13 protein-coding genes are annotated in these 16,250 nt (G+C 71.8%); 4 read left to right on the top strand and 9 right to left on the bottom strand.

The genetic code is table 11. The annotated features are described in order from the left end of the window. The first annotated feature begins 29 nt into the window (after positions 1-29). Both JW613_RS04495 and JW613_RS04490 read left to right on the top strand, forming a co-directional pair. Complete coding sequence (locus JW613_RS04495) at positions 30-1,328, top strand: M18 family aminopeptidase (RefSeq protein WP_209209399.1); 1,299 nt, start codon at positions 30-32, stop codon at positions 1,326-1,328. A gap of 118 nt (positions 1,329-1,446) precedes the next feature. Beyond that, positions 1,447-1,674 carry a hypothetical protein gene (locus JW613_RS04490; protein WP_209209398.1) on the top strand — a complete coding sequence of 76 codons (228 nt, stop codon included), beginning with the start codon at positions 1,447-1,449 and terminating at the stop codon, positions 1,672-1,674. 34 nt (positions 1,675-1,708) lie between these two features. On the opposite strand, the gene JW613_RS04485 is transcribed toward JW613_RS04490, so the two are convergent. Together JW613_RS04485 and JW613_RS04480 are read right to left on the bottom strand one after the other, a co-directional pair. After that, entirely contained in the window at positions 1,709-3,625 is a 1,917-nt protein-coding gene (locus tag JW613_RS04485; RefSeq protein ID WP_209209397.1) for an NHL domain-containing thioredoxin family protein, read from the bottom strand. A gap of 86 nt (positions 3,626-3,711) precedes the next feature. Then, a complete protein-coding gene (locus JW613_RS04480; protein WP_209209396.1) occupies positions 3,712-4,509 on the bottom strand; it encodes a carbon-nitrogen family hydrolase in 798 nt (265 codons plus the stop codon). A gap of 155 nt (positions 4,510-4,664) precedes the next feature. Between JW613_RS04480 and JW613_RS04475 the strand changes: the two genes are divergently transcribed. Further along, the gene (locus JW613_RS04475) at positions 4,665-5,498 is read left to right on the top strand and encodes a maleylpyruvate isomerase family mycothiol-dependent enzyme (protein ID WP_209209395.1); all 834 of its coding nucleotides are present in this window, start codon (positions 4,665-4,667) and stop codon (positions 5,496-5,498) included. A 156-nt stretch (positions 5,499-5,654) separates the two neighbouring features. Here JW613_RS04475 and JW613_RS04470 read toward each other — a convergent pair whose 3' ends face one another. From JW613_RS04470 to pdhA, 5 genes are all read right to left on the bottom strand, one after another. Then, the gene (locus JW613_RS04470; protein WP_209209394.1) at positions 5,655-6,977 is read right to left on the bottom strand and encodes an MFS transporter; all 1,323 of its coding nucleotides are present in this window, start codon (positions 6,975-6,977) and stop codon (positions 5,655-5,657) included. Beyond that, a complete protein-coding gene (locus JW613_RS04465) occupies positions 6,974-7,684 on the bottom strand; it encodes a GntR family transcriptional regulator (protein WP_209209393.1) in 711 nt (236 codons plus the stop codon). The genes JW613_RS04470 and JW613_RS04465 overlap by 4 nt, the downstream gene beginning before the upstream one ends. Before the next feature lie 132 nt (positions 7,685-7,816). Further along, the gene (locus JW613_RS04460) at positions 7,817-9,391 is read right to left on the bottom strand and encodes a dihydrolipoamide acetyltransferase family protein (protein WP_209209392.1); all 1,575 of its coding nucleotides are present in this window, start codon (positions 9,389-9,391) and stop codon (positions 7,817-7,819) included. Positions 9,392-9,405: 14 nt separating this feature from the next. Beyond that, positions 9,406-10,413, bottom strand: coding sequence for an alpha-ketoacid dehydrogenase subunit beta (locus JW613_RS04455; RefSeq protein ID WP_209209391.1), 1,008 nt, complete (start codon positions 10,411-10,413; stop codon positions 9,406-9,408). Next, positions 10,413-11,948 (bottom strand): pyruvate dehydrogenase (acetyl-transferring) E1 component subunit alpha, encoded by a 1,536-nt coding sequence (gene pdhA / locus JW613_RS04450; protein WP_209209390.1) that lies wholly within the window; start codon positions 11,946-11,948, stop codon positions 10,413-10,415. Before pdhA ends, JW613_RS04455 begins: the two co-directional genes overlap by 1 nt. Before the next feature lie 394 nt (positions 11,949-12,342). On the opposite strand from pdhA, the gene JW613_RS04445 reads away from it, so the two are divergent. Next, complete coding sequence (locus tag JW613_RS04445) at positions 12,343-13,041, top strand: response regulator (RefSeq protein ID WP_209209389.1); 699 nt, start codon at positions 12,343-12,345, stop codon at positions 13,039-13,041. Positions 13,042-13,102: 61 nt separating this feature from the next. On the opposite strand, the gene JW613_RS04440 is transcribed toward JW613_RS04445, so the two are convergent. Then, positions 13,103-14,134 (bottom strand): phosphotransferase, encoded by a 1,032-nt coding sequence (locus JW613_RS04440; RefSeq protein WP_209209388.1) that lies wholly within the window; start codon positions 14,132-14,134, stop codon positions 13,103-13,105. Between the two features lie 219 nt (positions 14,135-14,353). After that, the gene (locus tag JW613_RS04435; protein ID WP_209209387.1) at positions 14,354-15,976 is read right to left on the bottom strand and encodes a protein kinase domain-containing protein; all 1,623 of its coding nucleotides are present in this window, start codon (positions 15,974-15,976) and stop codon (positions 14,354-14,356) included. Positions 15,977-16,250 lie beyond the last annotated feature (274 nt).

Here is a 16,250-nt window from a genome sequence, read left to right as displayed (position 1 = left end):
CCCCACCAGGCGCACCGTAAAGTGGGGCCATGAGCACTGCCACGCCGTTCGACCGCGGTCACACCGACGGTCTGCTGTCCTTCCTCGCCGCCAGCCCCTCCCCGTACCACGCGGTGGCGAACGCGGCCGCGCGGCTGGAGAAGGCCGGTTTCCGCCAGGTCCTGGAGACCGAGGCCTGGGACGCGGCGCCCGGCGGCAGGTACGTACTGCGCGGCGGCGCGCTCATCGCGTGGTACGTCCCCGAGAACGCCACCCCCGGCACCCCCTTCCGCATCATCGGGGCCCACACCGACTCGCCCAACCTGCGCGTCAAGCCCGTCCCCGACACCGGCGCACACGGCTGGCGGCAGGTGGCCGTCGAGATCTACGGCGGCGCCCTCCTCAACACCTGGCTCGACCGCGACCTCGGTCTCAGCGGCAGGCTGACGCTCCGCGACCGCTCCACCCATCTGGTGAACGTGGACCGTGCCGTGCTGCGCGTACCGCAGCTGGCCATCCACCTCGACCGGCAGGTCAACGACGGACTCAAGCTGAACCGGCAGCGCCATATGACGCCGGTGTGGGGGCTCGGCCAGCCGCGGGAGGGCGATCTGCTGCGCTTCCTCGCCGAGGAGAGCGGGCTGTCGGCCGACGAGATCACCGGCTGGGACCTGATGGCGCACAGCGTCGAGCCCCCGGCCTATCTGGGGCGCGACCGCGAGCTGGTCGCCGGCCCCCGGATGGACAATCTGCTGTCGGTGCACGCGGGCGTCGCGGCGCTCACCGCCGTGGCGGCGCGTGGAGCCGACACGGAACTCGGCACGATCCCGGTACTGGCCGCCTTCGACCACGAGGAGAACGGCAGCCAGTCCGACACCGGCGCCGAGGGCCCGCTGCTGGGCTCGGTGCTGGAGCGCTCGGTCTACGCCCGGGGCGGCTCCTACGACGAGCGCGCCCGCGCCTGGGCGGGCACCGTCTGCCTGTCCTCCGACACCGGCCACGCCGTGCACCCCAACTACCCCGAGCGGCACGAGCCGGGCCACCACCCACTGCCCAACGGCGGTCCGATCCTCAAGGTCAACGTCAACCAGCGCTACTCCACCGACGGCAGCGGGCGCGCGCTCTTCGCCGCCGCCTGCGAGCGGGCGGGGGTGCCCTGGCAGAGCTTCGTCTCCAACAACGACGTGCCCTGCGGCACCACCATCGGCCCCATCACCGCGGCCCGGCACGGGATCACGACCGTCGACATCGGCGTGGCCATCCTCTCGATGCACTCCGCGCGGGAGTTGTGCGGCGCCGAGGACCCCTATCTGCTGGCCAACTGCCTTACGGCGTTCCTGGACGGGTGACGAACGGGCCCCGGCTGCCCGCTGATTGCCTCCCGGTGTGCCGGGTACCCGCGCTCGGTAAGCGAATGGGCTCGTCCCACGGAGCCGTTCGGCTCAATCGAGCTTGGAGGCAACACTCATGGGCATCGTCATCTGCATTGGCATGATGGCCGTGGGGGCAATCCTGGCGCTGGCAGTCAACCTCGACATCAGCGGGATCAACGTCGACCTGATGGGCATCATCCTGCTGATCGTCGGCACGATCGGGCTGTGCACCTACATCAGTATCCTCAAGCGCCGCCGCGTCCAGCCCCCGTCCCCCGGTGCGCCGGTCACCGAGGAGTACAACAGGCACCACCTGGAGTGAGCCGGAACGTCCGCCGCTCCGGGGGCCTCGGCCGTCAGCCCTCGGCCCTCTCGTCCAACCCCGCCAGCACCAGCGGCAGCCGGTCGGCGCCCCGTGCGCTCAGCCGCACCGGCACTCCCCAGTCCTGCTGGTGCATATGGCAGGCGGGGAACTCCCCCTCCTCGTCGCAGGAGGCGGCCATCGCCGAGACGTGCAGCACGCCCTCGGTACCCTCTTCGCCGCTCAGCCGGACCTCCCGGTGCAGATCGGTGCCCGTCCCCTCGCCGGCCGAGAGCAGGCCGGGCGGGGTCGAGCTGACGACCAGCCGGGTGGCGGGGCCGTAGCGGGTGTCGAGCTTCTGCCCGGCCGGCGGCTGGAAGACCACATCGAGCCGCAGCGTCCCCGCCGCCACCTCGGTGGCGGCGCGCTGCGTACGGTGCGCCACGCCCTCGACCCGTACGGCGTCCTCGGGCAGCCGCAGCCTGGTCAACCGGTGTCGCGCCGACTCGACGACGACGATCTCCGGCGCACCGCCCGCCTCCCCCGGGCCGTCGGGGGCCGGCACGGCGCCCGACGGCTCGCGCAGGTCCGTGGCCAGCGTGCTCACCTCACCCACCGCGCCGGTAGCCGGATCGTAGCGGCGCAGCGCGTGGTTGTAGGTGTCGCAGACGGCGACCGAGCCGTCGGGCAGCGCGGTGACACCCAGCGGGTGCTGGAACAGGGCCTGGTCGGCCGGGCCGTCGCGGAGGCCGAAGTCGAAGAGCCCGGTGCCCACGGCGGTCCGCACCGCGAAGGAGTCCCCGTCACACTCGACCCACCGCAGCGCACTGGTCTCGGAGTCGGCGACCCACAGCCGGCTGCCGTCCGCCGCGACGGCCAGCCCGGACGGCTGGGCGAACCACGCCTCGGCGGCGGGCCCGTCCACCAGCCCCTCGTTCGTCGTCCCCGCGGCGGCGGCCACGGTCCCGCTGACCGGGTCGTACGTCCACAGCTGGTGCACCCCGGCCATCGCGATCCACACCCGCTCGGCGAACCACGCCACATCCCACGGCGAGGAGAGCGCCACCTCCCGCGCGGGACCCTCCGTGGGGGCGCCCTGCCACCACTGTGCGCCGGTCCCCGCAACCGTCACCACCGCACCGGTGGCCGGATCGAGGCGGCGCAGCGCGTGGTTGACGGTGTCGGCGACCAGCACCGCACCGTCCGGCAGCAGCGCCAGTCCCTGCGGCTCGTTGAACCGCGCCGCCTCCGCGGCACCGTCCACCAGCCCCCGCTCACCGGCGCCGATACGCCGCAGCACGGTCTCCCCGTCCGCCGCCAGCTCCACCAGCTGGTGCCGCGTGGTGTCGGAGACCAGAAAGGTGCCCTGCGGCAGGGCCAGCACCTTGCCGGGGAAGCGCAGATCGGTGGCGACGGGCTCCGGCGGGCTGTACGGGCCCTCCCCGCGCCGCAGCGTCCCCTTGGCCTCGTGCTCCGCCTCCAGCTCGGTGACCAGCTTCTCGATCGCGTGCACATGCCCCTCACCGGCGTGCTGGGCGACGACGTACCCCTCCGGGTCGATCACCACCAGCGTCGGCCAGGCCCGCACCGCGTACTGCTTCCACGTCGCCAGCTCGGGGTCGTCCAGCACCGGGTGCGACACCCCGTACCGCTCCACGGCGTCCACCACGGCTGCGTGCTCGGCCTCGTGCACGAACTTGGGCGAGTGCACCCCGACGACGACCACCGTGTCCTGGTGCCGCTCCTCCATCTCCCGCAACTCGTCGATGACGTGCAGGCAGTTGATGCAGCAGAAGGTCCAGAAGTCGAGCACCACGATCCGGCCCCGCAGATCGGCCAGTGCCAGGTCCTTCCCGCCCGTGTTCAGCCAGCCACCCCGACCCACCAGCTCAGGCGCACGGACGCGAGCACGGCGCGGCACGGCGGATGCGGCGGCTGCAGGGGCAGGGGCAGAGGCAGCGGGGTCACTCATACCTCAAGCGTGCCACTATCCGCCGGCCGCGGGGCGCCCAGGTCCGGCGTCGGCGCCGAGGCCTTCGAGCATTCGGTCCCCGGGGCTCAGAGCACCCGGTCCTTGAGGACGGGGAAGGACTCGCGGACCTTGTCGACCTGGGAGAGGTCGAGGTCGGCGGTCACCACCGCCTCCTCGGTACCGGTGGACTCCGCCAGGACCTCGCCCCAGGGGTCGATGACGGCACTGCGGCCGGCCTGGGCGACGCCCGCGTGGCTGCCGGCCGTCCCGCAGGCCAGGACGAAGCACTGGTTCTCCACGGCGCGGGTGCGGGCGAAGAGGGTCCAGTGGTCGGCCCGCTTGGCGGGCCAGCCCGCGGGCACGACCAGGACGCGGGCGCCGTGCGGTTCGGCGTCGATCAGGGCGCGGAACAGTTCGGGGAAGCGCAGGTCGTAGCAGGTGGCCAGGCCGAGGGTGGCCTGCGGGTGCGGCACCGTGACGGGATCGGTGCCCGCGGACATCATGGTGGCTTCGCCGCGGTCGAAGCCGAAGCGGTGGACCTTGCGGTAGGTGGCGGCCAGTTCACCGGAGGGGGAGAAGACCAGCGAGGTGTTGTAGAGGGCGCCGCCCTCGGTGCCCTTCTCCACGATGGAGCCCGCGTGCAGCCATACGCCCGCGTCGCGGGCCGCCGCCGACATGGCGAGCGCCGTCGGCCCCGTGGCCGGATCCGCCTCCTCGGCCTCGGCGGCGAACCGCTCGTAGGCGAAGGCGCCGACGGGCCACAACTCGGGCAGTACCACCAAGTCGGCACCGGATTGAGCGCGTACGAGGGAAGACACCCGCTCCCGCCGGGAATCAACCGACTCGTCCGGGTCTACGTGAATCTGCAGAAGCGAAGCGCGCACCGTACCACCGTCCATGCGATCGAGGGGGGCGATTGGGCCTAGCATCGTCCCAAAAGCACTGCCGGGGTGCCCGGGCGCAGCGTAACTTGAGAGCACCCAGCATCAGCACCCTGCCCTGTCCAGCCCGCGAACGAACCGCAACGCCGAGGGGTCCCGTGACCGACCACCCAAGCCTTCAGCCCTACGTTGACGCCTGGACGCAGTCCATGGAAGCAATATCCGAGCTGGTCACTCCGCTTGTGGAAGGGGAGTGGAACGGGCGGACCGAGTGCCCGGGGTGGTCGGTCCGCGATGTGGTCTCCCACATCATCGGGATCGAGTGCGAGCTGCTGGGGGACCCCCGGCCGATCCACTCGCTGCCGCGCGACATCTACCACGTCCGGGACGAGGTCAGCCGCCATATGGAAGTTCAGGTGGATGTGCGGCGGCACCACACCGGCCCGGAGATGACCAGCGAATTCGAGTACACGCTCATCCGCCGCTCGCGGCAGTTGCGGAACGAGAAGCGTGGCCCGGAGGCCGAGGTCAGCAGCGTGCTGCCGTTCGGCCCCCGCAAACTGCCGCTGGAGCGCCAGCTGATGCTGCGCGCCTTCGACGTATGGGTGCACGAGCAGGACCTGCGGCGCGCGCTCGACAAGCCGGGCAACCTCGACTCCCCGGGCGCCCACGTGGCGCGGGACGTGTTCCTCGCCGGGCTGCCGAAGGTCGTCGCCAAGGACGCCGGGGCGCCGCCGAACAGCGCGGTGGTCTTCGATGTGAGCGGCCCGGTGGAGTTCATGCGCACCGTCCGGGTCGACCAGTCCGGCAACGGCAGCGTGGACGGCAGTGTATCGCTGGGCCCCGCCGCCACCCTCGCGATGGACTGGGAGATCTACTCCCGGCTCGCCGCGGGCCGCGTACGCGCTGAGGCTGTCGCGGAGCAGGTGAAGGTCGACGGGGACGCTGAGCTGGCCGCCGCCGTTCTGAGGCACTTTTCTGTGACGCCGTAAGCCCGTTAGGGGCGCGGGGAACTGCGCGCGCAACTGCGAACGCGCCGTTGGTCCGCAACGGAGGGACAGGGGCAGCCCCTTCCCGACTTCTGCCGACTGCGGGTCGGTTGTGGTTGGTCGCGCAGTTCCCCGCGCCCCTGAGGGGCACCCCGCGGGTCATACCGGAACGTGGACGGCCTCGACGCGGCTGGCCACAATCCGTTCGCGCTCCCGGCGCACCGCGCGCCCGCGCAGCCGGGCGAACTGCACCAGGCCGAGGGCCTGGAGGACGAAGACGCTGGCGAAGGCGATCCGGAAGTTGTCCCCCGTCAGATCGAGCAGTACGCCGACAGCGAACAGCGTCGTCATGGACGCGGTGAAGCCGCCCATGTTGACGATGCCGGAGGCGGTGCCGTGCCGCTCCGGCGGGTTGGCGGGGCGGGAGAAGTCGAAGCCGATCATGGAGCCGGGCCCGCACGCGCCGAGCACGACACACAGCAGCACCAGCAGCCACATCGGCGCCTGACCCGGCCAGGCCAGGGTCGCCGCCCACGCCGCCGCGGTGGCGGCGACGGTGCCGAGCACCAGCGGGGTGCGGGCGGCGTGGTGGCGGGCGATGACCTGCCCGTACACCAGCCCGCAGCACATGTTGGAGATCACGACGAGCGTCAGCAGCTCGCCGGCCGTCCCCTTGTCCAGCCCCTGGGCCTGCACCAGGAACGGCATGCCCCACAGCAGCAGGAAGACCATGCCAGGGAACTGGCAGGTGAAGTGCACCCACATACCGGCCCGGGTGCCCGGCTCCCGCCACGCCGCGGTGATCTGCCGCCGTACGAAGCCCGGCCCCGGGGCGCCGTCGCCGCCCTTGGGGACGGCCGGGGGCTCGAAACCCTCCGGGTGATCACGCAGGAAGAAGACCACCAGCAGCAGGACGACAAGGCCGCCCGCCGCACTGCCCGCGAACGTCGCCGTCCAGCCGAACGCCGCCAGGACCCGCGCCAGCACCAGCGTGGTGACGAGGTTGCCGGACATCCCGATCAACGCGGCGACCTGCGCTATCACCGGCCCCCGGCGCGCGGGGAACCAGCGTGCGCCCAGCCGCAGCACGGCGATGAACGTCATCGCGTCGCCGCATCCCAGCAGCGCGCGGAAGGCCAGCGCCGTCCCGTACGAGGACGAGAGGGCGAAGCCGAACTGGCCCGCGGTGAACAGCAGGATGCCGAGCAGCAGGACGCGGCGGGTCCCCCAGCGGTCCACCAGCAGGCCCACGGGTATCTGCATCCCCGCGTACACCAGCAACTGGAGGATCGAGAAGCTGGAGAGCGCGGAGGCGTTGATGTCGAAGCGGTGGGCCGCGTCGATGCCGGCGACCCCGAGGCTGGTACGGAAGGTGATGGCGACGAAGTAGACCGCGACGCCGATGCCCCACACCCACATCGCACGAGGGCCGCCCGGCGGATCACCGGGCAGCCGGACGGCCGCTGACGGTGTCGTGCTCATCGCGGATCACCGTGCCGGTCGAGGCCCCTGAGATCCTCGCCGCGCACCAGATGGCGTACGCGGCTCACATGCTGGTGCACCGCCTGCGCCGCCGCCTCGCTGTCACCCTCGCGCAGGGTGCGCAGGATGTCCGCGTGCTCGGTGATGTTCTTCGCGATCCGGTCCGGATGCGCGTGCATCACGGCGACACCCATCCGCAGTTGGCGGTCCCGGAGCTGGTCGTAGAGGCGGGTGAGGATCTGATTGCCGGTGGCCTCGACGATGGTGGCGTGGAAGCAGCGGTCGGCGGCCGAGACGGCGGCCAGGTCGCCTGCCTCGGCGTGAGCGATCTGCTCGGCCAGGGTCTCCTCCAGCCGGTCGACCAGCGCTCGGGAGACGGGGACCGCGCGGCGGACCGCGTGCTGCTCCACGAGCAGGCGGGTCTCCACGACGTCCTCGATCTCCTGTGCGGAGACCGGCAGCACCAGGGCGCCCTTCTTCGGGTACAGCCGGATGAGGCCCTCCACTTCGAGACGGAGCAGCCCTTCGCGCACCGGGGTGCGGGAGACTCCGACGGCCTCGGCGAGCTCGCCCTCGGTCAGCAGCAGGCCCCCTTCGTAGCGCCGTTCCAGTACGGCCTGCTTGACGTGGGCGTACACCCGCTCGGCGGCGGGCTGCCGCCGTACGTCCTTGGAACCTTGTGCGGTGACGGGCGTGGGGGAAGCCATGCGCACACCATAGATACAACAGGGATACGCACGGGACGGCTTCCGCCATGTGGACGGGGACGGAAACAGCACAGGGCTCCGCCCCTGGGACCGGACGGGGTCCCAGGGGCGGAGCCCACCAAGTGCGGGGGATCAGCCCCAGGTCATCAGCCTCTTGGGGCGCTCAAGGACGGCCGCGATGTCGGCCAGGACCTTGGAACCCAGCTCACCGTCGACCAGGCGGTGGTCGAAGGAGAGCGCCAGCGTGGTGACATGGCGCGGCTTGACCTTGCCCTTGTGCACCCACGGCTGCTCACGGATCTGACCGAAGGCCAGAATCGCGGACTCGCCGGGGTTGAGGATCGGCGTACCCGTGTCCACCCCGAAGACCCCGACATTGGTGATCGTCACCGTGCCCCCGCTCATCGCGGCGGGGCTGGTACGGCCCTCCCGCGCGGTGGTGACCAGCTCGCCGAGCGCGGACGCCAGTTCGGGCAGGGTCTTGTCCTGAGCGTCCTTGATGTTGGGGACGATCAGCCCACGCGGCGTGGCCGCCGCGATACCGAGATTGACGTAGTGCTTGCGGACGATCTCCTGGCGCTCCTCGTCCCAGGAGGCGTTGACCTCCGGGTTGCGGCGGATCGCCAGCAGGAACGCCTTGGCGACGAACAGCAGCGGGTTGACCCGCACCCCCGCCAGGTCCGGGTCCTGCTTGAGCTCGGAGACGAGCTTCATCGTCCGGGTGACGTCCACGGTCACGAACTCGGTGACGTGCGGCGCCGTGAACGCGCTGTCCACCATCGCCTGCGCCGTGGCCTTCCGTACGCCCTTGACGGGGATACGGGTCTCCCGGGCACCCGCACCGGCAGCGGTCGGCTCGGCCGCCGCCGCGGCCGCCGGGGCAGCCGTCGGCTCCGGTGCGATGGGGGCGGGACCGGTCTGCGGGGGAGCGGCGGCCGCGTGCACGTCGTCGCGGGTGATGATGCCGTCCGGGCCGGTCGGGGTGACGGCGCTCAGATCGACGCCCAGGTCCTTGGCCAGCTTGCGCACCGGAGGCTTGGCCAGCGGACGCGCCGCGCCGTGCCCGTTGCTGCCCGGCTCCGCGGCGGGAGCCGGAGCGGCAGGGGCCACAGCCGCAGGGGCCGAGGGCGCCTCCGGGCCGGAGGCCGGGGGAGTTCCGGTTCCGGGCGCCGGCTTGCGGGGGCGCCGCTTGGTGGAGCTGGTCCCGACGCCGTAGCCGACCAGCACGGGCTGCCGCCCCTCCGGCTCGGCCTCCGCCTCGGCCCCTGTGGCGCCGGTCTCCGTGGCGGCCCCTGTGGCGGCGGTCTCCGCGGCGGCGGTCTCCGTGGATGCGGCTGCCGCCTCCTCGGCGACCTGAGCAGCCGCGCCGGTCCCGGTCTCCATCGCGGGCTGGGCCGCGGAGGCGTCACCCGCGCCGGTGCCGGTGGCCGGGCCGCCGGTGTCGACCGTGATGATCGGGGTGCCGACGTCTACCGTCGTGCCCTCCTCGAACCGCAGCTCGTGCACGAGCCCGTTGAAGGGGATGGGCAGTTCGACCGCGGCCTTGGCCGTCTCCACCTCGCAGACGACCTGCCCGTCGGTGACGGTGTCACCGGGCCGGACGTACCACTTGAGGATCTCGGCCTCCGTCAGCCCCTCGCCCACGTCGGGCATCTTGAACTCACGGACACCGGCGGCCGTCTGCCCGGTCTGTGCGCTGTTTGTCATCGTCACGGCTCTCCTCAGTACGCCAGCGCGCGGTCGACGGCATCGAGCACCCGGTCCAGGTTCGGCAGGTACTCGTCCTCCAGCCGGGCCGGTGGGTACGGCGCGTGGAAACCGCCGACGCGCAGCACCGGTGCTTCAAGATGGTAGAAGCACCGCTCGGTGATGCGGGCCGCGATCTCCGCTCCGGTGCCGAGGAAGACCGGCGCCTCGTGGACGAGCACGAGGCGGCGGGTCTTCTCCACGGAGCGCTGCAGGGTGTCGAAGTCGATCGGGGACATCGAGCGCAGGTCCACGACCTCCAGCGAGTTGCCCTCCTCCTCGGCGGCTGCCGCCGCCTCCAGGCAGACCTTCACCATCGGGCCGTACGCGGCGAGCGTCGCCGCCGAGCCCTGGCGGGCGATCTTGGCGGAGTGCAGCGGGGCCGGGATGGCGGAGGGGTCGACCTCGCCCTTGTCCCAGTAGCGCCGCTTCGGCTCGAAGAAGATCACCGGGTCGTCGCTCTCGATGGCCTGCTGCATCATCCAGTAGGCGTCGGCCGCGTTCGAGGGAGAGACGCACTTGAGCCCGGCGACGTGCGCGAACAACGTCTCCGGCGACTCGCTGTGGTGTTCGACGGCGCCGATGCCGCCACCGTAGGGAATCCGGATGACGACCGGCAGCTTGATCTTGCCCAGCGCCCGCGCATGCATCTTGGCGAGCTGGGTGACGATCTGGTCGTAGGCGGGAAAGACGAAGCCGTCGAACTGGATCTCGACCACGGGGCGGTAGCCGCGCAGCGCGAGCCCGATCGCCGTGCCCACGATGCCCGACTCGGCGAGCGGGGTGTCGATGACGCGGTCCTCACCGAAGTCCTTCTGCAGACCGTCGGTGACCCGGAAGACGCCGCCGAGCTTGCCGACGTCCTCGCCCATGATCAGGACCTTGGGGTCGTTCTCCATCGCCGTACGCAGCGAGGCGTTGATCGCCTTGGCGACGGGAAGCTTCTGAACGGCCGCAACGGGGGCCGTACCGGTGGCGGCCATCAGCGGCCCTCCTCACGAGAGTCCGAGTCGGCGAACGAGGCGAGATACGTGGCGAACTGGGCACGCTCCTCGTCGACCAGCGCATGTCCGTCCGCGTAGACGTTCTCGAAGATCGCCATGGTGTCGGGATCGGGCATCGTACGGATCGCCTCGCGCACGTGCTGCCCCATCGCCTCGCTCTCCTCGTCGATACGGGCGAAGAAGGCGTCGTCGGCCAGACCCGCGTTCTCCAGGTGGACGCGGAGCCGCTGGATCGGGTCCTTGGCCTCCCACGCGACGCGCTCCTCGTCGGCGCGGTAGCGCGTGGGGTCGTCGGAGGTGGTGTGGGCGCCCATCCGGTAGGTGAACGCCTCGATCAGCATGGGACCCTCGCCCCCGCGGGCGCGCTCGACGGCGGCCTTGGTCACCGCGAGGCAGGCCAGCACGTCGTTGCCGTCCACCCGCACACCGGGGAAGCCGAAGCCCTGGGCGCGCTGGTAGATCGGCACCCGGGACTGGCGCTCGGTGGGCTCGGAGATCGCCCACTGGTTGTTCTGGCAGAAGAAGACGACCGGCGCGTTGTAGACGGCCGAGAACGTGAAGGCCTCGGCGACGTCGCCCTGGCTGGAGGCGCCGTCACCGAAGTAGGCGATGACCGCCGAGTCCGCGCCGTCCTTGGCCACGCCCATCGCGTACCCGGTCGCGTGCAGGACCTGGGAGCCGATGACGATCGTGTAGAGGTGGAAGTTGTTGCTGTTGGGATCCCAGCCGCCGTTGTTCACCCCGCGGAACATGCCCAACAGCATCGTCGGGTCCACGTCGCGGCACCAGGCGACGCCGTGCTCACGGTAGGTGGGGAAGACGTAGTCGTCCGCACGCAGCGCCCGGCCGGAGCCGATCTGCGCCGCCTCCTGGCCCAGCAGCGAGGCCCACAGACCGAGCTCGCCCTGCCGCTGCAGCGCGGTGGCCTCCGCGTCGAAGCGGCGGGTCAGCACCATGTCGCGGTAGAGCCCCTGGATCTCCTCGGCGCTCAGGTCGACGTCGTACTCCGGATGGGTGACGCGCTCGCCCTCCGGCGTCAGCAGCTGCACCAGCTCCGGCTCGCTCTGTCCACCGCCGCTGCCGCCCACTCCGCTGGCGGTGCCGGTGCCGGTACGGGCCTTCGCGGGGGCCTTGGCCTTGGCACCGGTCTTGGCGCCTGCCTTCGAGCCGGCTGCCTTCGAGCCGGCCGTCTTCGTCCCGCTCTTCGCGGGGCTCTTGGCAGCGCTCTTCGCCGTCGCCTTGGCGGGGGTCTTCGGTGCGGCCTTCGCGGCGGTCCCGGCCGCGGTCCCGGCCGCGGTCTTCCGGGCGCTCTTCGGCGCGGCCTTGCGGGGCTTCCCGGCGGCCTTCGCCGTGCCGTCGGCGGCGGCCGTGCCGTTCCTGGCAGCCGTGCCGCTGCCGGAAGCCTCGCCGTTCTCGGCGGCCTTGCCGCTGCCGGTGGCGGCCTGGGTGGCGCGCTTTCCTCCGGTGCCGCTGCGGCGCGCGGCGCTCCGCGCGGCAGTGCTCTCCACGGTCACGTGTGCTCCTCCGTCTGTCCGGCCCCCGGGATTGCCGGTGACCTGGGGCTCCCCCACCCACTGGCGGGGGGAGGCTCGCCCGGTCCCGTGCGGCGCACGGGGTGGGAGCGTCGCGGTCGGCACCGGGTGGTGACTGCTGTCCCGGTCGCGGCCCGCTGTCCCGACCCCGGTCGGGACGCCCCAGCCATGGCTGGCATCTCCATAGACGCACGAGGCGGCCCTGACCTGCAACTTTGCTCGGATATCCAAGTAAGAGCGAGGAAATCCAAGCAGTTGCGCAAGAAGTCGGGACATCACTGGTCACGGCCTCGCGAGCCGCGGACATCCGCACGGTAACCCGGGGTGCGGGAGCCCGGGAAGAGTGAAGGGCGGATCAATATGTGAGACTGGACAGGTGCCCGAAAACGGACGAACCCGGGTATACCTGGTCGACGATCATGAGGTCGTCCGCAGAGGCGTACGTGACATGCTCGCGGCCGACCCCGGCGTCGAGATCGCCGGCGAGGCCGCCACAGCGGCCGATGCGATCGGTGGAATCGCCGCCACCCGGCCCGACGTGGCCGTTTTGGACGTACGGCTTCCGGACGGCAGCGGCATCGAGGTCTGCCGCGAGGTGCGCTCACGCGACGAGACCGTCCGCTGTCTGATGCTCACCTCGTACGCGGACGACGAGGCGCTGCTGGCCTCCGTGGTGGCCGGTGCCTCCGGGTACGTGCTCAAGGGACTCACCAGCGGCGAGCTGGTACGGGCCGTGCACGAGGTGGCGGACGGCGCCACACTGCTGGATCCGGCCGACACCCGGCGCGTCCTGGACCGGCTGCACGGCCGGGGAACCGGCGCCCGGCAGCAGGACGGGGGCGCCCGGCAGGACCAGGACGGCAGGCTGGGTGCCCTCACCGAGCAGGAGCGCCGGATCCTGGGGCTGATCGGCGAGGGACTGACCAACCGGGCCATCGGTGAGCGGCTCCACCTCGCCGAGAAGACCGTCAAGAACTATGTCTCCGGGCTGCTGGCCAAGCTCGGCATGGAACGCCGCACCCAGGCCGCCGCCTACATCGCACGGGTCCGCGCCTCGGGCGACGATCCGCACTGAACCGGCCCGCACCACCCGGCCGGAGCCCGCCGCCCCGCCGCCGGACGCCGGCAGGGGCCTGTCAGTCGCAGAACGCGGCGCGTACGGCCTGGTAGTTGCTGCTCCACCACACGACCAGCGCCGCCGCCGCGGGGAACTGCGGATCGGCCCGTACGTCGCTCAACTGGTAGCGCCAGCGCAGCATCCAGAAGTCGTTCAGCCGCTCCCACCACACCCGGTGCACGGCGGCGGCCAACTCCTCGCGGGAGGCACCCGCACCACCCCGGTAGGCGCGCGCGAAGGCCCGCACCTTGCGCAGATCGAGCGTGCCGCCGGGACGCAGGAAGAAGATCGCCGCACCGCGCACCGCCTCCTCCGCCCGGGGATGTACCCCCAGCCGGTCCCAGTCCAGGATCGCCACCGGGCGCGGGCTGCGACCCGCGGGCGCGTAGAGCAGATTGAGCGGGTGGAAGTCCCCGTGCACCCAGCCGGTGAACCGGGCCGGAGCCGCGCCCGGCCGCTCCCCCGCGTACCGGCGCAGCAGCTCGCGGCGCTCGGTGAGCCGGTGTTCCGCCAGTTCGTCGAAGCTGTCCCGGTGCCGACGGGTCCTGATCCGCTCCAGCAGCGCACCGATCATCTCGTACGTGGCCGCCGGATCGGCGCTCTCATGACTGGTGCGCTGCGCCTCGGGCAGGGCCCGGTCCAGCCGCACATGGACCCGCCCCAGCAGCGCGCCCAGCCCTCGCGACTGGCCCGCGGTCAGCTCGCTGCCGTGCCGGTGGGTGCCCTCGATCCACGGGTGCAGGGCGAAACAGCGCCCCTCGGCCACCGCGACGGTACGCCCCTCGGCCGCAGGCACCACCGGCACCACCGGTAGCCCCAGCGCGCCCAGCCGGGCGGTGGCACTGTGCTGGCGCTCGATCCGGCCGAGCGAGGCCGGGCCGTCGAGGTGGTGTTTGAGGAAGTAGCAGCCGCGGGTGGTCGTCAGGCGATAGCCGCGGTTGAGCAGCCCGTGCGAGACCGGTGTGCACGAACGGGGCCGGCCGAGACCGTCGTACTGCCGCAGCAGAGAGTGGAGCGTGCCCTCCGTGAGGGCGGGGGAAGACGGCTGCACGGCCGCATCGTAGAGCCACGCGAGGGCTCGGCGCCGCCTCGTCAACCCCTGTGGACAACGGGTCAACACGGAGCTGACCCGCTGTCCCGACGCGTGGGGCTGCCGCGCTGTCCAGGCCCGCTGTCCGGACCTACCGGGGGACCCGCCGTCCGGACCCGCTGTCCCGACCGACGCCGGCCACCGGTTCCACCCGCCGTGCCGCCGGAGGCGGACCGCTGCCTACTCCTCGGTGCCGCTGTTGGCGCCGCCGTCTTCCGATCCGGCGTTGCCGCCCTGGTTGCCGCCGTTGCCGCCTTCGGTGTCGCCGGTGGGCGGGGACTGGCTGTTGGTCGGCTTGTTGCCGCTGCCGCCGGGGCCGGAGCCGCCCTGATTGCCGCCGCTGCCCGTCTGGCTGGGGTCACCGGTCTCGGACGGCTGGGTCTCGCTGGGCTGCGTCTGGCTCGGGAACGACTGGGACGGCTCGTCGCTCGGGGTCCAGTCCCCGTTGCCTTCCGTGGTGCCCGGCTGCTCCTCCTCGGTCTCCGTCGGGGTGGCCGACGGCTCCTTGGAGTCCTTGTGGCTCTTCGACTCGGACGTGCTCGGCCTCGTCTTGTCGGGCGTGTTGCCCTTGTCGTCGTTGGCGTTGAGGGCGAAGAAGATGCCGCCCGCTATGGCGATCACCGCCAGGAAGGCGACCAGCGCGTACCGGACGCCCTTGCCGCCACCACCACCGCGACCGCCGCGCCGGGGACCGCCGTCGAAGCCGCCGTCGTCGTCCCGGGCGCCTCCGAGCAGCGGGGCGCCCATCTGGGAGGTGTCCGAGTGCGAGGGGTGCGGACGCGCGCCGGCGTTCGGGACGCCCATCGCCGGGGTGGAGCCCCCGTGGTGCGCCGTCGGGCCGGTGTTCCACAGGCCGCCGGTGTGGCTGCCCTGCTCGTGCAGCATCTGCAGCGCGTACTGGGTGAGTCCGCGCATCTCCTCGGCCGTCTGGAACCGGTCGTCCGGATCCTTGGCCAGCGCCCGCATCACCAGGCCGTCCAGCTCCGGCGGTACGGCGTCCGAGATCTCGGACGGCAGCATCGGCTCGTCCTGGACGTGCTGGTAGACGACCGACAGCGGGGTCTCCCCGGTGAACGGGGGGCGCCGGGTCAGCAGCTCGTACAGCAGACAGCCGGTCGCATACAGGTCGGAGCGGGTGTCGACGGTCTTGCCGAGCGCCTGCTCGGGGGAGAGGTACTGCGGGGTGCCCATCACCATGCCGGTCTGCGTCATGGTGTTGGACGCGCCGTGCAGGGCGCGGGCGATACCGAAGTCCATCACCTTGACCGCGCCGCCCTGCGTGATGATCACGTTCGCGGGCTTGATGTCGCGGTGCACGATGCCGTGCTGGTGGCTGTAGGCGAGCGCGTCCAGCACCCCGGAGACGATGATCAACGCCTGGTCCGGCGGCGGCGCGTCCGCGTTCAGCAGCAGATCACGGATGGTGCTGCCCTCGACCAGCTCCATCACGATGTACGGCGTGACGTTGCCGCCGATGAACTCCTCGCCGGAGTCGTAGACCGCGACGACGGAGTGGTGGTTCAAACCCGCGACGGACTGGGCCTCGCGGGTGAAGCGCGCCTTGGAGATGGGGTCCTCGGCGAGGTCGGAGCGCAGCAGCTTGACCGCGACCGTACGGCCGAGGCGCAGGTCCTCGGCGCCGAACACCTCGGCCATGCCACCGCGGCCGAGGCGGTGCGTCAGGCGGTACCTGCCGTCGCCGACCAGGCCGTTGTTGCCCCACAATTCCGGCGAATCGGGCAGGGAGCCGCCGCCCGTCGCGTCGGGGTCCGAAGGGCCCCCGGCGGCTTGCGTCTGTGCCATCAGTCCTCGCCGTCGATTCGAATCCGCGGCATGCGCGCGCGGTGGATACTCCCCCCAAGGAGGCTACAGGCACGCGGGGGGTGGATTGGGTGGGACAAGTAGCGAAGCTACCGAAGCCAAGGCGTGGTCATCCAACAAGCTTCCGGTCCGAGGCTGCAAGTCGATCCCGGTAATCTCGCGCAGCCCCTGCACACACCCTGCGCACACCTGCTCAAAGGCACCCTCTAGGCTCGTGGAACCGTCCCGGGCGACGCTCGCGAAGGGCGTATGCGCA

Source organism: Streptomyces smyrnaeus (assembly GCF_017676345.1).
GTDB lineage: Bacteria > Actinomycetota > Actinomycetes > Streptomycetales > Streptomycetaceae > Streptomyces > Streptomyces smyrnaeus.
This window is presented reverse-complemented; position numbering and strand designations above follow the sequence as displayed.